The organism is Pelagibius marinus (genome assembly GCF_014925385.1).
GTDB lineage: Bacteria > Pseudomonadota > Alphaproteobacteria > Kiloniellales > Kiloniellaceae > Pelagibius > Pelagibius marinus.
Map to the genome: position 1 here is coordinate 136,826 of NZ_JACSDK010000017.1, position 17,113 is coordinate 153,938.

Below are 17,113 nucleotides of genomic sequence, written 5' to 3' on the forward strand. Positions count from 1 at the left end.
GGCGCTCAGTCCTTGCCGGACTGCCCGAGCGGCACCACCCGGACCTTGTTGCCCGAGGCGCTGAGCGCCACCGTGCCGTGTTTCAGGGCCAGGGCGTCGCGGCCGAAGATGTCGAAGCGCCAGCCTTTGAGGGCCATGACGTCGGCCTCGTCGTCGATGGCGATCTGCTCCAGGTCGGCGGTATTGGCGATGAGCTTCTGGGCCACGTCGTGCTCCTCGCAGCGCAGCTTCAGCATCACCTTCAACAGGTCCATCAAAGGGCCGATGCCGTTGGTCGACTGCTGCTTGGGCGGTGGCTTGGGCAGGTCGCCGTCGGGGACCGCCAGGCCCTTGGATACGGCCTCCAGGATCGCCTTGCCGATGCGCCCGCGGGCGAGGTCGCGGTTGATGCCGCGCGAGCGCGCCAGCTCTTCCTCGCTGGTCGGGCGGTGGGCAGCGATGTCGAAGAGCTGCTCGTCCCGCAGCACCCGGCCGCGCGGCACGTCGCGCTGCTGGGCCTCTTCCTCGCGCCAGGTCGCCAGGGCGCGCAGCACAGCCAGATAGCGCCGGTCGTTTGAGCGGGTCTTGAGGCGCTTCCAGGCCTCCTCAGGCTCCAGGCGGTAGGTCTCCGGCGAGCACAGGATCGCCATCTCCTCGTCCAGCCAGGTGGCGCGGCCGCTTTTGTCCAGGCGGCGGGCAAGCTTCTTGTAGACCTTGCGCAGGTGGGTCACGTCGGCCAGGGCGTAGGTCAGCTGGCGCTGGGCCAGGGGACGGCGGGACCAGTCGGTGAAGCGCGAGGACTTGTCGATCTGGGCGCCGGTCAGCTTGCGCACCAGGGTGTCGTAGCCCACCGATTCGCCGAAGCCGCAGACCATGGCAGCCACCTGGGTGTCGAAAATGGGGGCCGGCAGGCGCCCGGTCATATGGAAGAAGATTTCCATGTCCTGGCGCCCCGAATGCAGCACCTTGACGATCTTGGGGTCGTCGAAAAGCGCCAGCAGAGGGGCCAGGTCCAGGCCCTCCGCCAGGGTATCGATAGCCGCGACGTCGTCATCCTCCGGCCCCGCCACCTGCAAGAGGCAGAGCTTCGGCCAATAGCTGGAATCCCGCAGGAATTCGGTATCGACAGTAATAAATTCGGCTGAAGCCAGCCGCGCGCAGAACGCCTGGAGTTCCGCGCTTTCCGCAATCAGGTTCATGGCAGCGGTATACACTTAAACGCGCAGCCGCGAAAGCGCGTAGGCGGCCCCTGAGGGGCCTCCACGGCGCTTTCGCAGGGCTTCCCGGGGGCGGCCCGGCCCCGCGTGAGGGCCGGGCCCGGCCGCGCCTCCAGGCTTGACAAAAGGCCAGATTCCCGGCCTCTTGCGCGCTGATTCCAAGCCCTTGCTGTCCTTATTCCGGAAGCTTTTCAATGCACGCCTACCGTTCCCACACCTGCGGCGAACTGCGCACAACCCACGCCGGCGAGCGGGTCCGCCTTTCCGGGTGGATCCACCGCAAGCGCGACCATGGCCAGCTCCTCTTCGTCGACCTGCGCGATACCTACGGGATCAGCCAGTGCGTGATCGACGTCTCCAGCCCGATGTTCCAGGAGCTGGAGAACGCCAGGGTTGAAAGCGTTATCACGGTTACCGGCCCGGTGGTGAAGCGTACGCCGGAGACCGTGAACCCGGCCATGCTGACGGGCGAGGTGGAACTGAAGGTCGAGGAACTGACCGTCCAGTCCCGGGCCGCGGTGCTGCCGCTGCAGGTCAACGCCGACGAGGACGCCGGCGAGGAGACCCGCCTGCGCTTCCGCTACCTGGACCTGCGGCGCGAGAAGATGCAGGCGCGCATCCGCCTGCGCGGCCAGGTGATCCAGGCGATCCGCGAGGGCATGGTGAGCCAGGGCTTCCAGGAGTTCCAGACCCCGATCCTGACCGCCAGCAGCCCGGAGGGCGCGCGTGACTACCTGGTGCCGAGCCGCATCCACCCCGGCAAGTTCTACGCCCTGCCGCAGGCGCCGCAGATGTTCAAGCAGCTGTTGATGATCGCCGGCTTCGACCGCTACTTCCAGATCGCGCCCTGCTTCCGCGACGAGGACAGCCGCGCCGACCGCTCGCCGGGCGAGTTCTACCAGCTCGACTTCGAGATGAGCTTCGTGACGCAGGACGATGTCTTCAACGCCATCGAGCCGGTGCTGCACGGCGTTTTCGAGCAGTTCGCCAGGGGCCGCAGCGTGACTCCGGCGCCCTTTCCGCGCATTCCCTTCCGCGAGGCCATGCTGAAGTACGGCTCCGACAAGCCGGATCTGCGCAACCCCATCGAGATCGTCGACGTGACCGAGGCCTTCCGCGGCTCCGGCTTCGGCATCTTCGCCAAGGCCGTCGAGGCGGGCTCGGTGGTGCGCGCCATCCCGGCGCCGGGCGCCGGATCGCGCCCGCGCAGCTTCTTCGACAAGCTGAACGACTGGGCGCGCGAGGAAGGCGCGGCCGGACTGGGCTACATCATTTACGGCGAGGACGGCACGCCCAAGGGCCCCATCGCCAAGAACCTGGACGAGGCGCGCACCGCCCAGATCAAGGAAGCCGCGGGCCTGAAGGACGGCGACGCGGTGTTCTTTTCCTGCGACAAGGAAGGCGCGGCGGCCAAGCTGGCCGGCCAGGTCCGCAACCGTCTCGGTGACGAGCTGGACATCCTGGAGAAGAACTCCTTCCGCTTCTGCTGGATCGTCGACTTCCCGATGTTCGAGCTGGACGAGGACAGCGGCAAGACCGAGTTCAGCCACAATCCCTTCTCCATGCCGCAGGGTGGCCTGGAGGCACTGGAGACCAAGGACCCGCTGGATATCCTGGCCTACCAGTACGACATCGTCTGCAACGGCGTGGAGCTGTCGTCGGGCGCGATCCGGAACCACCTGCCGGAGGTCATGTACAAGGCCTTCGCCATCGCCGGCTACAGCCAGGACCAGGTGGACAGCGAGTTCGCCGGCATGATCTCGGCGCTGAAGTTCGGCGCCCCGCCGCACGGCGGCTCCGCCCCGGGCATCGACCGCATCGTCATGCTGCTGGCCGACGAGCCCAACATCCGCGAGGTCGTCGCTTTCCCGATGAACCAACGCGCCGAGGACCTGATGATGCAGGCCCCCGCGCCGGTCAGCGAGCGCCAGCTGCGCGAGCTGCACATCAAGCTCGACCTGCCGCCCGAGTAAGGCTGGCGAAGCACCCGGGGGCAGGTACCATGGCTGATCGCACTCCCGCCGACGACGGCTTCTTCATGCCCGCCGAGTGGGCGCCGCATGAGCGCTGCTGGATGGCCTGGCCCTGCCGCGACAGCCTGTGGGGCGAGGGACTGGCGGCGGCCCGGGCGGCCCACGCGGCGGTTGCCAAGGCAATCTCCGGCTTCGAGCCGGTGACCATGCTGGCCAACGCCGAGGAGTTGGAAGAGGCCCAGGCGCAGTGCGGGCCCGGTGTTACCTGCCAGGCCATGCCGCTGGACGACTCCTGGATGCGCGACAGCGGGCCCAGCTTCGTCATCGACGGCAAGGGCGGTATCGCCGGGGTCGACTGGCGTTTCAACGCCTGGGGCGGCAAGTTCCAGCCCTACGACCAGGACGCGCTGACCGCCGAGCGTCTGCTGGCGCAGCTCGAGGTGTCACGCTATGCCGCGCCGTTGGTGCTGGAAGGCGGCTCGATCCATGTGGACGGCGAGGGCACGCTGCTGACCAGCGAGGAGTGCCTGCTCAATCCCAACCGCAACCCGGACCTGGGGCGCGCCGACATCGAGGACCTGCTGCGCCGCTATGCCGGCGTCGAGCGTTTCGTCTGGCTGGGCGAGGGCCTGGATAAGGACGACACCGACGGCCATGTCGACAACATCGCCTGCTTCGTGCGTCCCAGCGTGGTCATGGCGGTCACCTGCGACGACCCGGCGGACCGCAACCACGCGATCCTGAAAGACAACCTGGCGCGGCTGGCCAAGGCAAAGGATGCCAGGGGCAGGGCGCTGGAGGTCATCGAGCTGCCGCTGCCGCGCGAACCGCGCTATGTCGACGGCCAGCGCCTGGCGCTGTCCTACGTGAACTACTACATCGCCAACGGCGGTGTGGTCATGCCCCGCTTCGGCGACGCCAACGACGCCCCGGCCTTCGAGATCGTCTCCAGGGCTTTCCCCGAGCGCAAGGTGGTGCAGGTCGAGGCCAGCGCCATCCTGGTCGGCGGCGGCGGCATCCACTGCATCACCCAGCAGCAGCCGCGGCCCTGAGACGAGCGGCCGGCGGGGGCAGAACAGGGCTGGCTGAATTGGCCGCAGCGGCCCTGGATCAGGGACTCGCAGTCGGGCGACCTGGGACAGAGCCAATCCCCCTAACGACCTTTCTCCACTCCAGGTGAGCAACCATAGATAGTGGTTTCTTTGTACCTGGTAGTGTTGGTCGTATCTTTGGGCGCCTGTGAGGCGCGCGCGGCGCGACCAGAGAGTTATGAATCAGTAGACAAGGGGAGTTATTAGAACCATACCAAAGGCAGTATTTCGCCTCTGCGGCGAAATACTCGTTTGGTATGAAATTAAGACAACATTTACGAGGGTCTACTAAAGGTTTGGCACGGCAATAAGTCCTGCGCCTCAATTCTTCGGGGTGAGGCAGGGCAAGACCGAACGAAATCGAGAGGGGATCCCGGGATCATGACGACTCACTTCTTCCGCAAGGCGCTGCTTCCGAGCTTGGCGCTTGTTCTCGCGGCGACCACCCCCATCGCGGCCAAGGCCGAGATGGGCGTGAGCGACAGCACCATTACTTTCGGCCAGTCGGCCGCGCTGGATGGTCCGGCCTCGGCGCTGGGCACCGGCATGCGTGAAGGCATCCTGGCGGCCTTCGCCGAAGCCAACCGCAACGGCGGCGTCGGCGGCCGGCAGCTTGAGCTGACCAGCCAGGACGACGGCTACGAGCCGGATCGGGCGATCAGCAATGTCCAGAACCTGATCAATCAGGAACAGGTTTTCGGCCTGATCGGTGCCGTCGGTACGCCGACCTCCAAGGCGACCCAGCCGATCGCCACCGACGCCGGCGTGCCCTTCGTCGGCCCCTTTACGGGCGCCGGCTTCCTGCGCGCGCCGGAGCTGACCAATGTGGTCAACGTGCGCGGCACCTACGGTCAGGAGACCGAGGCCTGGATCAAGCACCTGACCGAGGATCTCGGCTATGACCGCATCGCCATCCTGTATCAGGATGATTCCTTCGGTCGCGTCGGACTGGCTGGCGTCAACAAAGCAATGGAAGCGCGGGGCCTGAAGCTGGTGGCCGAGGGCACCTACAAGCGCAACACCACGGCCGTGAAGTCGGCGCTGCTGGATATCCGCAAGGCGGAGCCGCAGGCGGTTGTCATGGTCGGCGCCTACAAGCCGATCGCCGAGTTCATCAAGCTGGCCCGCAAGGTCAAGCTGAACGCGACCTTCGTGAATATCTCCTTTGTCGGCTCGAAGGCGCTGGCCAAGGAACTGGGCCCCGACGGCGAGGGCGTGGTGATCACCCAGTGCGTGCCCTTCCCCTGGGACACGTCGATTCCGCTGGTCAAGCAGTACCAGGCGGCTCTGAAGGCCAACGACGCGGGCGCCGAGCCGGGCTTTGTGTCTCTGGAAGGCTACATGGTCGGCCGTGTCGCCATCATGGCGCTGGAGAACGTCCAGGGCGAGCTGACGCGCGAATCGTTCCTCAAGGCCGTTGCAGACACCGGGACTTTCGACCTCGGTGGTGTGACGCTGACCTATGGCCCGGGTGACAACCAGGGCATGGACGAGGTCTTCCTGTCGGTCATCCAGGCCGATGGTTCCTTCAAGGCGGTTCAGCGCCTGGGTGGTTCCAGCTAAAGACCAGGAGAGAGGGCGCTGCTGCGAGGCAGCGCCCTTCCTTCTATGCGCCGCAACAGCGGCAGACCTGCACGAAGTTTGGGGACAGAGTTTATGAGCGAAGCAACAAATGCGGGCTCTAAGCGCAGCGAAAAGAACGGTTGGGGAAAGTGGCTTCCGAAGCGCAGATCCTCGAAGGAAGCGAAGCCGGCAAAGCTCAAGTTCAGCGGCGTGGGGATCGGTCCCAGGCTTTTCGGCGCCTTCGGCGCGGTTGCCTTTCTGACCTTGGCGGCCAGCGCCATCGCCTGGTTTTCTTTCGCCAATGTCGGCAACGTACTGCATCAGGTGACCGACCGTAGCGTGCCGGCCATGACCGAGGCGCTGCGCCTCTCGGCAGCCAGCGCCTCGTTGTCCGCCGAAGCGCCGGCGCTTGTCGCTGCGAAGAATGACGAGGAGCGCCGCAAGCTGAATGCGAGCCTCTTCCCGAAGATCTCGGCCATGGGCTCGACGTTGAGCGCCCTGCGCGAGCGTCTCGGCGATTCCGATCAGCTGAATGCCGTCACCGAGCTCACCCGGCAGACCACCGGTAACCTCCAGACGCTCAACGCCGCCGTCACTGAGATGCTGCAGCTGCAGGCCGCGCTCGAGGAGAAGGTCGCCGAGGTCGCCGTGGCGCACAACGAGATCCTCGGCATCACCGTGCCCATGGTCGACGATGTCAATTTCGAGCTGGTGATCGAAGCCGAAGACGCTGCCGAGGTGGGTGGCGCGGCCGTCACCGAGCTGTTCGACAGTGGTGTCGGCGGCTTGATGGCCGTGCTGCGGACCGAGGCGCACGCGAACATGGTCGAGGGCATTCTGCGCGACGCGGCCCAGGCCAGCGAAGCGAGCCGTTTGCAGCCGCTGCGTGAGCGCTTCACCGCTGCGCAGGCGGCCCTTCTGGAGAGCGTTGAGAGGATGCCCGCCGGCCATCAGTCGGAGAGCCTGAAGGGCATGATCACCACCTTGCTGGCGCACGGCACCGAGGCCGGCAACATCTTCGAGATCCGCGAGGCGGCACTGGCGGCTGCGGCAAACGCTGCGGAGGTGCTGGCCCGCACGCGGCAGTTTTCCGCAGATCTGACCACCGAGGTGGACCGTCTGGTGGCCGTCGCCGGCGACGATCTCAACGTCGGCATCGATTCCTCCGACGCGGCTATCGCGGGCGGCAAGCTCTGGCTCTTCGCGATCGCCGCGGGCAGCCTTGTCTTCTCCGTGGCCATTGCCTGGCTCTACGTTGGTCGCAACCTCTTGGCGCGGCTGTCCGCCGTGGCCGTCTCCATGCGCGAGATCGCCGACGGCAAGCTGGACACCGAGGTCAGGCTGACCGGCAGCGACGAGATCACCGAGATGGCCAAGACGCTCAGCGTGTTCCGTGACGGCCTGGCAGAGGTCGAGCGCGCCAACGCCAAGATCGCGGAGGAACGCGAGACGGCGGCGCGCGAACGGCGCGAGGCCATGGTGAAGCTGGCCGACGACTTCGAGGCCAGCGTCATGGGCGTGGTGGAGTCCGTCACCACGGCGTCGAATGAGGTGCAAACCTCTTCCATGAGCATGACCGACACGGCCAAGGGCGCGAACAGCAAGGCCAACGCCGCCGGCGAAGCCGCCGAGCGGGCAGCCAGCAATGTGCAGACCGTGGCCAGCGCCGCCGAGGAGCTTGCCTCCTCGATCAAGGAGATCGGGCGGCAGGTCAACCAGTCATCCAACATCGCCACCAACGCCGTGGAGAAGGGCGAGAAGACCAACCAGCAGGTCGAAGGCCTGTCGGCGGCGGCCCAGAAGGTCGGCGAGGTGGTCGAGCTGATCACCGATATCGCCGAGCAGACCAATCTGCTGGCCTTGAACGCCACGATCGAGGCGGCGCGCGCCGGCGAGGCGGGCAAGGGCTTCGCCGTGGTAGCCAGCGAGGTCAAGGGACTGGCCACGCAGACCGCCAAGGCCACCGAGGATATTGCCGGTCAGATCAAGGACATCCAGAACGCCACCCGTGATGCGGTCACGGCGATCAAGGACATCACCGAGACGATTTCCGAGATCGACGGCATCGCCACGGCCATTGCCGCGGCGGTCGAGCAGCAGTCCTCGGCGACCCAGGAAATCTCCCGCAACGTGCAGGAGGCCGCTTCCGGGGCCCAGCAGGCCGGCAGCAACATCACCGGCGTGCATGAGGCGATTGAGGAGACCAGCTCCGCGGCCGATCAGATGCTCAGCGCTTCGACGACCCTGGCCGAGCAGGCCAACGGCTTGAAGGCGCAAGTGAGCGACTTCCTGAAGCAGGTGCGCAGCGCCTGATTTCCGACAAGGGGCCGGCGGCTCAGACGCCGTCGGCCGGGTCGTCTTCTGAAGTATCGGGTGTGATTTCCCAGATCTTTGCGTGATCGCCGGCGCGCGCCGGTTCGATGACGCGGAAACGCTCCACGAAACCCTCGTCACGCGGTTCGCGTTCGATCGCCAGCAAGGTGCCCAGCTTGTGCTCGCACAAGCCGGCGGCGTCTTCGAGCTCCTGGCGCGCCGCCGCCAGGGCCTGGCCGAAGCTGGGGGCGCTGTAGGCTTCCTCGATGTGGCGGGCGAGGCGCTCCACCGCGGCGAAAAAGTCGGCTTCGCCGACCTCGGCCACTTCGACCAGCGTTGTGTGCCCGAAACTCGTCAGGCCAAGCCAGGCGGATTTGAAGGCGATCTGCGCCTTGCCCTCCAGGCGCGCCGGGTCGAGGCCGGCATAGGCGAAGCTGCCGGGGATGGCCCATTCCCCGACGTCGCAGGGGCGCTCGAAGACATGCAGGTCGGACTGGTCCAGCCGGAGGGCGCGGGGCAGGCGTGTTGGCGTTTGCGTCATGACAGGGCGATCCTACACGACAGGACCGCCGCCGCCAGAGCCGTTCAGCCGGCGGTGTCTCCAGCGGGCTCCGCGGAGAGCGAGTCCAGCAGTCGCGGACCCTTGTTCTTGTAGAGGTTCTGGTCGGCGAAGAAGAGCAGGGTGTCCGGCTGGCTGTTGCGGTCATAGGGGGTCATGCCGAAACCCGCGGAGACGGGTATCCGTTTGCCCTGCAACGTCACGATGAGCCCGTTGACCAGGGAGGAGAGCTTGTGGGCCAGCTGCTCGCACTGGCCTTGCGAGGTGTGGGTCATGATGACGGCGAATTCGTCGCCGCCGACGCGCGCCACGTAGTCGCTTTCGCGGGTGTTGCGCTTCAGTGTCTGCCCGGTCGCCCGCAGGATTGCGTCGCCGGCGGGATGGCCGTAGGTGTCGTTGATGGCCTTGAAATGGTTGAGGTCGCACATCAACAGAAGACCAGTTTCGTCCAGCCGGCGCGCCCGGGCGAGGGCGCGCGACAGCTCGGCCTCAAAGCCGCGCCGGTTCAGCAGGCCGGTCAGCTCGTCGGTGACGGAGAGGGATTCGAGGTAGCGGATGCGCGCGCGCTGCAGGGCCATCGACTGGTCCGCTTCCGCCGCCGCGGTCAGCAGCTCGTCGAGCAGCTTCAAGCCGGGGGCGCCCAGCGAGTCGGGAGCCGTCTGAGCCAGGCGGCGCAGCCGGTCCGCCGCGGAGCAGAGCTGCGGCAGGCTGTCCTGGCGGATCAGGTTCTCGATATTCACGTCGTCAAGGACGCTGGGAATCATCGTACGGTTTCCTGCAAAGGCGGCGTAGTGCTATCTCTGATCGAGTTGCAAGCAACAGGCCAACATAGAAGTCCGTAAAATCAATGCGTTATGCCAGACGACCGCAAGCGGCCCGGCAAAATCTGCCGCCCGGGCGGCAGCCCTTTCCCCTTCGTACACAGATGTTGCCCGCGCCCGGGCCGGCCCGACCCTCTTTCGCGCGCTTGATTTTTAGCTGAGAATCAATCACTTGGGGCTTAGTTCCTAAGACGGTCTGCGCTAAGATGCGGATCTATCGGGGGTACGAATGCGACGGATATCTGCGGCGCTGCTGGTGGCGCTGACAATCGGCTGTGGCGGCGGAGGGCCGGCCGCGGCGGCAATGGCCGGAGAGAGGCTGTCGCCGCACCGGGCGGTCTACGCCCTGTCGCTGGGCAGCCTGCAGTCGTCCAGTCCCGTGGTCGAGGCGGCGGGCCGATTCGAGTTCGAGTGGAAAGATGTCTGCGACGGCTGGGCGGTGAGCCAGAAGTTCCGCATCGCGCTGCTGTACGAAGATGGGGTCTCCGTCAGTTTCGGGTGGAGCCTGTCGTCCTGGGAAGCGATGGACGGCAAGCACTACCGCTTCTTCGTCCGACGCTTCGACGGCAGCGGCCTGACGGAGTCGGTGCGCGGCAAGGCCGAGCTTGACGAGGACGGCAGCGGCCGGGCCGTGTTCAGCGAGCCGGAAGCCCGCGAGATCGATCTGCCCGCCGGGACCCTCTTTCCGACCCACCACACCCTGCACGTACTGGCCCGCGCCGAGGCGGGCGACGTGCCGATCTGGACGCTGGTCTTCGACGGCTCCGGCGATGAGGGACTGTTCGGTGTCTCGGCGGCGTTGTCGCGGCGCATGGCGCCTGGAGCGCCGGCACAGATTTCCAGCCCGCTGCTGGACGGCGTGCCGTCCTGGCGGGTCGACCTGGCTTTCTTCGATGCCGATCAGCGGGACGCCGAGCCGGAGCAGGAACAAGGCCTGCGGCTCTTCGCCAACGGCGTGGTCGACGAGATGCGTCTGGATTACGGCGACTTCGTGCTGGATGCCGATCTCACCGAACTGACCGAGCTGCCGGCCCCCGACTGCTGAGCCACCTTAGGAATTTCCCCGCTGCGTTCCCTTCGACGGCGCGCCTTTGTGGAGGTGCAGGCCGCGTCCCTTGAGGATGGCCTGGTCGCCGAGCTTGGCGCGCACCTGGTCGATCGCCCGCTCGACCTGCGCCCGCTTGGTGCGCTCGGGATCCAGCAGGTCGGGCAGGTCTGCCCGCTCGGCGGCGACCAGGTCGGCGGCGCCGATGCCGATGAGGCGGAAAGAGCGGCCGTCGGTCTCCTGTTCCAACAGCGGCTGCGCGGTGCGGTAAAGCTCCTCGGCCAGCTGGGTCGGGGCGCCCAGGCGTCGCGAGCGGGAGATCTGCCGGAAGTCGGCGGTCTTCAATTTCAGCTGCACAGAGGCGCCGGCCAGGCCCGCCTTCTTGAGCCGCCGCGCGACGGTTTCGCAGAGTGGCCAGAGGCGCTCCAGCAGCGGCTCGGCGGCGGAGATGTCGCGGTTGAAGGTGGTCTCGGAGGAGATGCTCTTGGCCGGTGAGCGCGGGTTCACGCCGCGGTCGTCCTGGCCGCGGGCAAAGTGATAAAGCCGCTGGCCGATGCGCCCGTAGTGGCCCACCAGTTCCGCTTCGGAATAGGGCAGCAGGTGTCGCACCAGGGTGATGCCCTCGCGCGCCAGGGACGCGCGTAGCGACTTGCCCACCCCCCAGATGATGCCCACCGGCTGGTTGGCCAGGAAGCTGGTCGCCGCGTCGAAGCCCAGCACGGCGAAGCCGCGGGGCTTGTCCAGATCCGAAGCGATCTTGGCGAAGAACTTATTGTAGCTGAGGCCAACGGAGGCGGTGAGATCCAGCTCCCGCTCGATGTCGCGCACCAGCCGGGCCAGGCTGCGGGCGGGCCAGCCGTGGTGCAGCGCCTCGGTGCCCGAGAGGTCGAGGAAGGCCTCGTCGATGGACAGCGGCTCGACCAGCGGCGTCAACTCCAGCATGCGTTCGCGGATGGTGCGGCCGACCTCGGCGTACTTGGCCATGTCGGGGCGGATCACCACCGCGTCGGGGCAGGCCTTGAGCGCCTTGAACATGGGCATGGCCGAATGGACGCCATACATGCGCGCCACGTAGCAGGCGGCGGAGACCACGCCGCGCTGGCCGCCACCGACGATCACCGGCTTGTCGCGCAGTTCCGGACGGTCGCGCTTTTCGACGCTGGCGTAGAAGGCGTCGCAGTCGATGTGGGCCAGGCTCAGGCGGTCCAGGTCCGGGTGCCAGACCAGGCGCGGACTGTCGCAGGCGGGGCAGCGGCGCGGCCGGGCTTCCTTCGTCGGCGGCTCGGGATAGGTCTCCAGGCAGTCGCGGCAGAGACCTGGTATGGCTCGACCTGGTATGGCTCGGTCGGGCATGGCTCAGGACGCTTCGGCCAGGGCCGCCGGCAGTTCTTCCGGCCGCCATAGCCGCGCGGCGCCGAAGACGCCGCTGGAATCGCCGTGGCGGGCTTTCAGCAAGCGGGTGGCCACATGGTCGGAAAAGACGTAGCGGGTCAGCAGGGCTGGCACCCTGTCATAGAAGCGGTCGACGTTGGAGAGGCCGCCGCCCAGGACGACGGCATCGGGGTCGATGATATTGATGACGTGGGCGAGGGCGCGGGCCAAGCGGTCCTCGTAGCGGATCAGGGCAGCCTCGGCCGCCGCTTCGCCCGACGCGGCGCGCTCGACGACGTCCTTCGCGGTGCCCTCGCGCCCGCCGTGGCCATGGTAGTCGCGGGCCAGGTTGGGGCCGGAGAGGAAAGTCTCGATGCAACCCTGTTTGCCGCAGTAGCAGTCCGCCCCCGGGCGTTCTTCGGCGGTGGGCCAGGGCAGGGGGTTGTGGCCCCACTCGCCGGCGATGGCGTTGGGGCCGACCAGCGGACGCCCGCCGACCACGATGCCGCCGCCGACCCCGGTGCCGACGATGACGCCGAAGACCACCTCGAAGCCGGCCGCCGCGCCGTCGGCGGCTTCCGAGATCGCCAAGCAGTTGGCATCGTTCATCAGGCGGACCGGGCGCTCCAGGGCCGCGGCCAGGTCACGGTCCAGCGGCTGGCCGAGAAGCCAGGTAGAGCTGGCATTCTTGATCAAACCTGTGGTTGCGGAGAGCGCGCCGGGAATACCCACCCCGACACTGCCCCGGCGCCCCAGGTTGTCCTCAACCTCTTGAACCAGAACGACAATCGCGCGCAGCGTCGCGGCGTAGTCGCCGCGCGGCGTGGGCACGCGCTTGCGGATCATAACCCCGCCGTCGCTGTCCAGGGCGGCGACCTCAATCTTCGTGCCGCCGAGATCCACTCCGATCTGCATGATTCCCCTATCTTTTCGGAATGTAGTTCTGTTGCCCCGCAGGCAGGAATGTTACCAAAGCTTACCAAAAATTAACTTTGTTCCTCTATCAATGATGAGATTCCGGCGATCCGGCCAGGCGTTGAAAATGCAGGGCCGCCGTCGGGAGTTCAGGAACTGTCGGTACCGTCTTTCACCAGGACTGTGCCCTTCACTCACGGGGACTTATCGGGCAGGGCAATCAGATGATGAATGGAACGAATATCGTCAAAGAGGCAGGTGTGGCTAAGACCGTCCTGATCGTGGAGGATAACGAGCTGAACATGAAGCTCTTCCACGATCTTCTCGAGGCACATGGCTACAACATCCTCCAGACCAAAGACGGCATGGAGGCGCTGCGCCTGGCGCGCGAGCATCACCCTGACCTGATTCTGATGGATATTCAGCTGCCGGAAGTCTCCGGGCTCGAGGTCACCAAGTGGATCAAGGAAGACGACAATCTGAAGTCGATCCCCGTGGTCGCCGTCACGGCCTTCGCCATGAAGGGCGACGAGGAGAAGATCCGCGAGGGCGGCTGCGAGGCCTACATCGCCAAGCCGATTTCCGTCACCAACTTCCTGGAGACCGTCGAGCGGTTCCTCAGCTAGCCGCGGCGGGACTTCCTCCGATATGACCGCCCGGATTCTAGTCGTCGACGACATTCCGGCAAACGTCAAGTTGCTCGAGGTCAAACTGACCGCAGAGTATTTCGACGTTATAACCGCCGCCGACGGCCCCACCGCGATCGAGTTGGCGCATAGCCAGGCGCCTGACCTCATTCTCGCCGACGTCATGATGCCCGGCATGGACGGCTTCGAGCTGTGCCAGCGGCTGAAGGCGGACCCCGAGACCAGCCATATTCCCCTGGTCATGGTGACGGCGCTGAGTGACGTGGCCGACCGCGTGCGTGGCCTGGAGGCAGGCGCCGACGACTTTCTGACCAAGCCCGTCAACGACATCGCGCTCTTTGCCCGCGTCCGCTCCCTGGCGCGCCTGAAGCAGATGATGGACGAGCTGCGCGTCCGCCAGGCGGCCAGCGGCAACGGCGAGATGGTGACCGAGGCGGACATGGAAAGCGCCGGTGGGCTGCGCGATGCGCGGATCCTGCTGGCCGATTCCAGCGAAACCGTGGCCGGTAAGGTCCAGAGCTACCTGGGCGAGGACGGTCACAAGGTGCACCACGTGAAGGCGGGTCACGATGCGCTGGTAGCGGCGCAGGGTGAGGACTTCGACCTGCTGATCGTAAGCCTGCACCTGGGCCAGGAAGACGGTCTCAGGCTGTGCTCCCAGTTCCGTTCCCAGGACGACACCCGCCACGTACCGATCCTGCTGCTGCTGGACGAGGAAGACCTGCCGCGCCTGCCCAAGGGCCTGGAGATCGGCGTCACCGACTACCTGATCAAGCCCATCGACAGGAACGAGCTGCGCGCACGGACGCGCACCCAGATCCGCCGCCGGCGCTATCACGACAAGCTGCGCGAGATGCTTCAGCGCTCGGTGGCCCTGGCCTATACCGACACCCTGACCGGCGTCTACAACCGGCGCTACATGAACGCCCACCTGGACCGCAAGATCATGGAGATTGCGGAGACGGTGAAGCCGGTTTCGGTGCTGATGTTCGACATCGACCACTTCAAGAGCATCAACGACACCTGCGGCCACAACGCCGGCGACGAGGTGCTGGTCGAACTGGCCCAGCGCGTCTCCCGCGGGGTGCGCGACATCGACCTGCTGTCGCGCTACGGCGGCGAGGAGTTCGTCATCGTGATGCCGGATGCCGACGTCGAGGTGGCGCTGAGCGTGGCCGAGCGTGTCCGCGCCCTGGTGGCCGACCAGGCTTTCCAGTTGAGCGGTGCGGCGGGAGCCCAGCAGGTCTCCATCTCCGTCGGCGTGGCCACCACCCGCGACCCCACTGAGACCGTGGAATCGCTTATCGGCAGGGCCGACGAGGCGCTGTACCGGGCGAAGGGGCGGGGACGCAATTGCGTCAGCTCGGCGGAACTGGAACAGCTCTCGCAGCGCACCGCCTCGTTGCCGGCGACGGGCGACGACTGAAGTTCCGCTTGCCGGCAGGGCGCCGGCTGTTCTCCAGGAAATCAACTCCGGAATCGAAAAGCGGCCGCCAAGGAGGCGACCGCCCGATGTGGCAAGACAGGGAGGTCCCTGCTTACTTCATCTTGGATTCCTTGAAGATCACGTGCTTGCGCGCGACCGGGTCGAACTTCCGCAGTTCGAGCTTCTCGGTCATGGTGCGCGGGTTCTTCTTGGCCACGTAGAAGTAGCCGGTGTCCGCGGTGCTCACCATCTTGATCAGTTGCGTGGCTGGCTTGGCCATGTCCGCTATCCTTTACCTGAACTCATCGAGTTGCCGGGAAAATACTGTGCCTTGGGCGGCTGTCAAGCCCGGCGCGACTGCAGCGCCTTCCGCAAAGCAATTTAGGAAATTATACCTTATTCTTCAGGAGCCCGAGGTCTTCTGAGGCTGGGTGTGGCTGCTGGCCGCGGTGTCCGGGATGCCGTGCAGGGTGCGGGCATAGAGGCCGGGCTCCTCCAGCAGCTGGCGGGCCACCGTCAGGTCGATCTCGGCGTCGTCGCCCTCGCGGGCGGGGCAGTTGGCGCGGAACTCCTCGACCGCGGTGTCGTCGTTGATGTCGACGTCGCGGCGGCGCAGGTCGGCGGCCAGGGGCAGGGCGCCGCTGTGGATCAGGGTCAACACGTCGGCCGACGTATTGACGTCGTTGGACGTGGTGCAGACGTCGGGCAGCACGCCGCGGCGGTGCAGGGCGTAGCCCGAGGGCGCGTGGAAGCGGGCCCAAGTCAGGATGAACTCGCCGGTGTTCGGCAGAGGCAGCACCGTCTGCACGGTGCCCTTGCCGTAGGAGCTGCTGCCGACCAGAACGGCGCGGCCGGAATCCTGCAGGGCCGCGGCGACGATTTCCGAAGCCGAGGCGGAGCCGCCGTCGATCAGCACGACCAGCGGCAGGTTCTCAATGAGGTCGCCGCGCTTGGCCGGGTAGTACTGGTGGCTGTCGGTGTGGCGGCCGTGGATCGAAACGATGCGGCCGTGGGTCACGAAGACGTCGGAGACGGAGACGGCCTGTTCCAGAAGGCCACCGGGATTGCCCCGCAGATCGAGAATGAAGCCGCGCAGGTCGCTGCCGATCTCGTTCTGGGCCTGCGCGATCTTCTGGCGCAGGCTGTCGGCTGTACGCTTGTTGAAGCCGGTCAACTTGATATAGCCGAGGTTGCCCTCGCGGTGATAGCTGACCGTCTGCGGCACGATATGGCTGCGCATCACCGCCAGCGTCAGCGGCGCCGGCTCGGCATTCCGCTCAATGGCCAGCTGGACCTCGGAGCCGATGCGGCCGCGCAGGCGGTTCACCGCCTCGTGCTGGGAGAGGCCTTCGACGCTCTCGCCGTCGATGGCGACGATGACGTCGTCCTCGTGCAGGCCGGCATCCTTGGCCGGGGTGTCTTCCATGACGGAGAGCACCAGCACGCCTTCTTCGATCAGCCGAATGCGCACGCCGATGCCGCCGAAGCCGTCGCGGCTGGCCCGGTTCTCGCGGGCCGCCTCGCGCCCGGCGTAGCGGGAGAAGTTATCGAGCTGGGTCAGCAGGCCGTCGAACACGGCCTCGTAGATCTTTTCCGGCTCGGCGGCTTCCAGGTCGCGGGAGTGATAGCGCGACACCGAGATCACCGCTGCCGTCAGGGCGCCCCAGGATTCGGGGTCACCGGGCGCGGCGAGGGGGAAGCTGGCCATGGCCTGGCCGTCGTAGCTGACCCGCAGGCGCTCGCCTTCGACTTCGATCCCGAGGGCCGGATCGATGCTGGCCAGGCTCTGCATCCCGGCGATGGCGAGATCCTGGACCGGGACCTCATCGATATAGATGTCGCTGACATTGCCGTAGCCGGCAGTGAAGAGGCGTTCGGCCCGGGCTTCGTTGTAGCCCACCTGCACCGTGCTGTCCTGCGAGGCGCAGGCGACCATCAGGAAGGCGAGGCAAAGCGGGCCCGACCGACGGATCAGACGGTGGAGATCAAAGACCGGCAATCGAAGGCGGCTGAACAACCCCTGTGACGTCCTCAAGCTTCGCAATCCCTAGCGCTCCCTGCGGCTTAGACAATAAACGAAGTCATTAACTATGCGCAAAGCGCAATTTCGTTTGTCCAGAGCCGTTTGACCCAATTTACCGGCTTATTAGGCACCAGCCTGAGTCAAAGATTCGTTAACATCCGAGTAATAAT

The 17,113-nt window shown here is 66.3% G+C and carries 15 protein-coding genes; 7 read left to right on the top strand and 8 right to left on the bottom strand.

Annotation, left to right across the window (positions count from 1 at the left end):
- Nucleotides 1-5: 5 nt before the first annotated feature.
- Nucleotides 6-1,178 (bottom strand): ribonuclease D, encoded by a 1,173-nt coding sequence (gene rnd, locus H7X47_RS21735; protein WP_193370863.1) that lies wholly within the window; start codon nucleotides 1,176-1,178, stop codon nucleotides 6-8.
- A 212-nt stretch (nucleotides 1,179-1,390) separates the two neighbouring features.
- Here rnd and aspS point away from each other — a divergent pair, with 212 nt between their 5' ends.
- From aspS to H7X47_RS21750, 3 genes are all read left to right on the top strand, one after another.
- Complete coding sequence (aspS, locus tag H7X47_RS21740; RefSeq protein ID WP_193370864.1) at nucleotides 1,391-3,169, top strand: aspartate--tRNA ligase; 1,779 nt, start codon at nucleotides 1,391-1,393, stop codon at nucleotides 3,167-3,169.
- Between the two features lie 29 nt (nucleotides 3,170-3,198).
- Nucleotides 3,199-4,221, top strand: coding sequence for an agmatine deiminase family protein (locus tag H7X47_RS21745; protein ID WP_193370865.1), 1,023 nt, complete (start codon nucleotides 3,199-3,201; stop codon nucleotides 4,219-4,221).
- 420 nt (nucleotides 4,222-4,641) lie between these two features.
- On the top strand, nucleotides 4,642-5,823 hold the full coding sequence (locus H7X47_RS21750) for an ABC transporter substrate-binding protein (protein ID WP_193370866.1): 1,182 nt from the start codon (nucleotides 4,642-4,644) through the stop codon (nucleotides 5,821-5,823).
- Here H7X47_RS21750 and H7X47_RS21755 read toward each other — a convergent pair.
- Entirely contained in the window at nucleotides 5,820-6,104 is a 285-nt protein-coding gene (locus tag H7X47_RS21755) for a hypothetical protein (protein WP_193370867.1), read from the bottom strand. The two genes, H7X47_RS21750 and H7X47_RS21755, sit on opposite strands and share 4 nt — an antisense overlap.
- On the opposite strand from H7X47_RS21755, the gene H7X47_RS21760 reads away from it, so the two are divergent.
- Nucleotides 6,088-8,136, top strand: coding sequence for a methyl-accepting chemotaxis protein (locus H7X47_RS21760; protein ID WP_193370868.1), 2,049 nt, complete (start codon nucleotides 6,088-6,090; stop codon nucleotides 8,134-8,136). The genes H7X47_RS21755 and H7X47_RS21760 overlap by 17 nt on opposite strands.
- Before the next feature lie 22 nt (nucleotides 8,137-8,158).
- Here the strand turns inward: H7X47_RS21760 and H7X47_RS21765 are convergent, their stop codons facing one another.
- Nucleotides 8,159-8,677 carry a DUF6505 family protein gene (locus H7X47_RS21765; protein WP_193370869.1) on the bottom strand — a complete coding sequence of 173 codons (519 nt, stop codon included), beginning with the start codon at nucleotides 8,675-8,677 and terminating at the stop codon, nucleotides 8,159-8,161.
- 44 nt (nucleotides 8,678-8,721) lie between these two features.
- Nucleotides 8,722-9,459, bottom strand: a complete 738-nt coding sequence (locus tag H7X47_RS21770) for a GGDEF domain-containing protein (protein ID WP_193370870.1) — start codon at nucleotides 9,457-9,459, stop codon at nucleotides 8,722-8,724.
- Between the two features lie 286 nt (nucleotides 9,460-9,745).
- Here H7X47_RS21770 and H7X47_RS21775 point away from each other — a divergent pair, with 286 nt between their 5' ends.
- Nucleotides 9,746-10,561 carry an EipB family protein gene (locus H7X47_RS21775; RefSeq protein ID WP_193370871.1) on the top strand — a complete coding sequence of 272 codons (816 nt, stop codon included), beginning with the start codon at nucleotides 9,746-9,748 and terminating at the stop codon, nucleotides 10,559-10,561.
- Nucleotides 10,562-10,567: 6 nt separating this feature from the next.
- Here the strand turns inward: H7X47_RS21775 and H7X47_RS21780 are convergent, their stop codons facing one another.
- Both H7X47_RS21780 and H7X47_RS21785 read right to left on the bottom strand, forming a co-directional pair.
- Nucleotides 10,568-11,914, bottom strand: a complete 1,347-nt coding sequence (locus H7X47_RS21780; RefSeq protein ID WP_193370872.1) for a DNA polymerase IV — start codon at nucleotides 11,912-11,914, stop codon at nucleotides 10,568-10,570.
- A 3-nt stretch (nucleotides 11,915-11,917) separates the two neighbouring features.
- Complete coding sequence (locus H7X47_RS21785) at nucleotides 11,918-12,847, bottom strand: ROK family protein (RefSeq protein WP_193370873.1); 930 nt, start codon at nucleotides 12,845-12,847, stop codon at nucleotides 11,918-11,920.
- A 227-nt stretch (nucleotides 12,848-13,074) separates the two neighbouring features.
- Between H7X47_RS21785 and H7X47_RS21790 the strand changes: the two genes are divergently transcribed.
- Nucleotides 13,075-13,473 (top strand): response regulator, encoded by a 399-nt coding sequence (locus H7X47_RS21790; RefSeq protein ID WP_227010703.1) that lies wholly within the window; start codon nucleotides 13,075-13,077, stop codon nucleotides 13,471-13,473.
- 22 nt (nucleotides 13,474-13,495) lie between these two features.
- Nucleotides 13,496-14,920, top strand: coding sequence for a PleD family two-component system response regulator (locus tag H7X47_RS21795; protein ID WP_193370875.1), 1,425 nt, complete (start codon nucleotides 13,496-13,498; stop codon nucleotides 14,918-14,920).
- Nucleotides 14,921-15,032: 112 nt separating this feature from the next.
- Here the strand turns inward: H7X47_RS21795 and rpmG are convergent, their stop codons facing one another.
- Both rpmG and H7X47_RS21805 read right to left on the bottom strand, forming a co-directional pair.
- Nucleotides 15,033-15,200 carry a 50S ribosomal protein L33 gene (gene rpmG / locus H7X47_RS21800; protein ID WP_193370876.1) on the bottom strand — a complete coding sequence of 56 codons (168 nt, stop codon included), beginning with the start codon at nucleotides 15,198-15,200 and terminating at the stop codon, nucleotides 15,033-15,035.
- A 123-nt stretch (nucleotides 15,201-15,323) separates the two neighbouring features.
- Entirely contained in the window at nucleotides 15,324-16,937 is a 1,614-nt protein-coding gene (locus H7X47_RS21805) for a S41 family peptidase (RefSeq protein ID WP_193370877.1), read from the bottom strand.
- Nucleotides 16,938-17,113 lie beyond the last annotated feature (176 nt).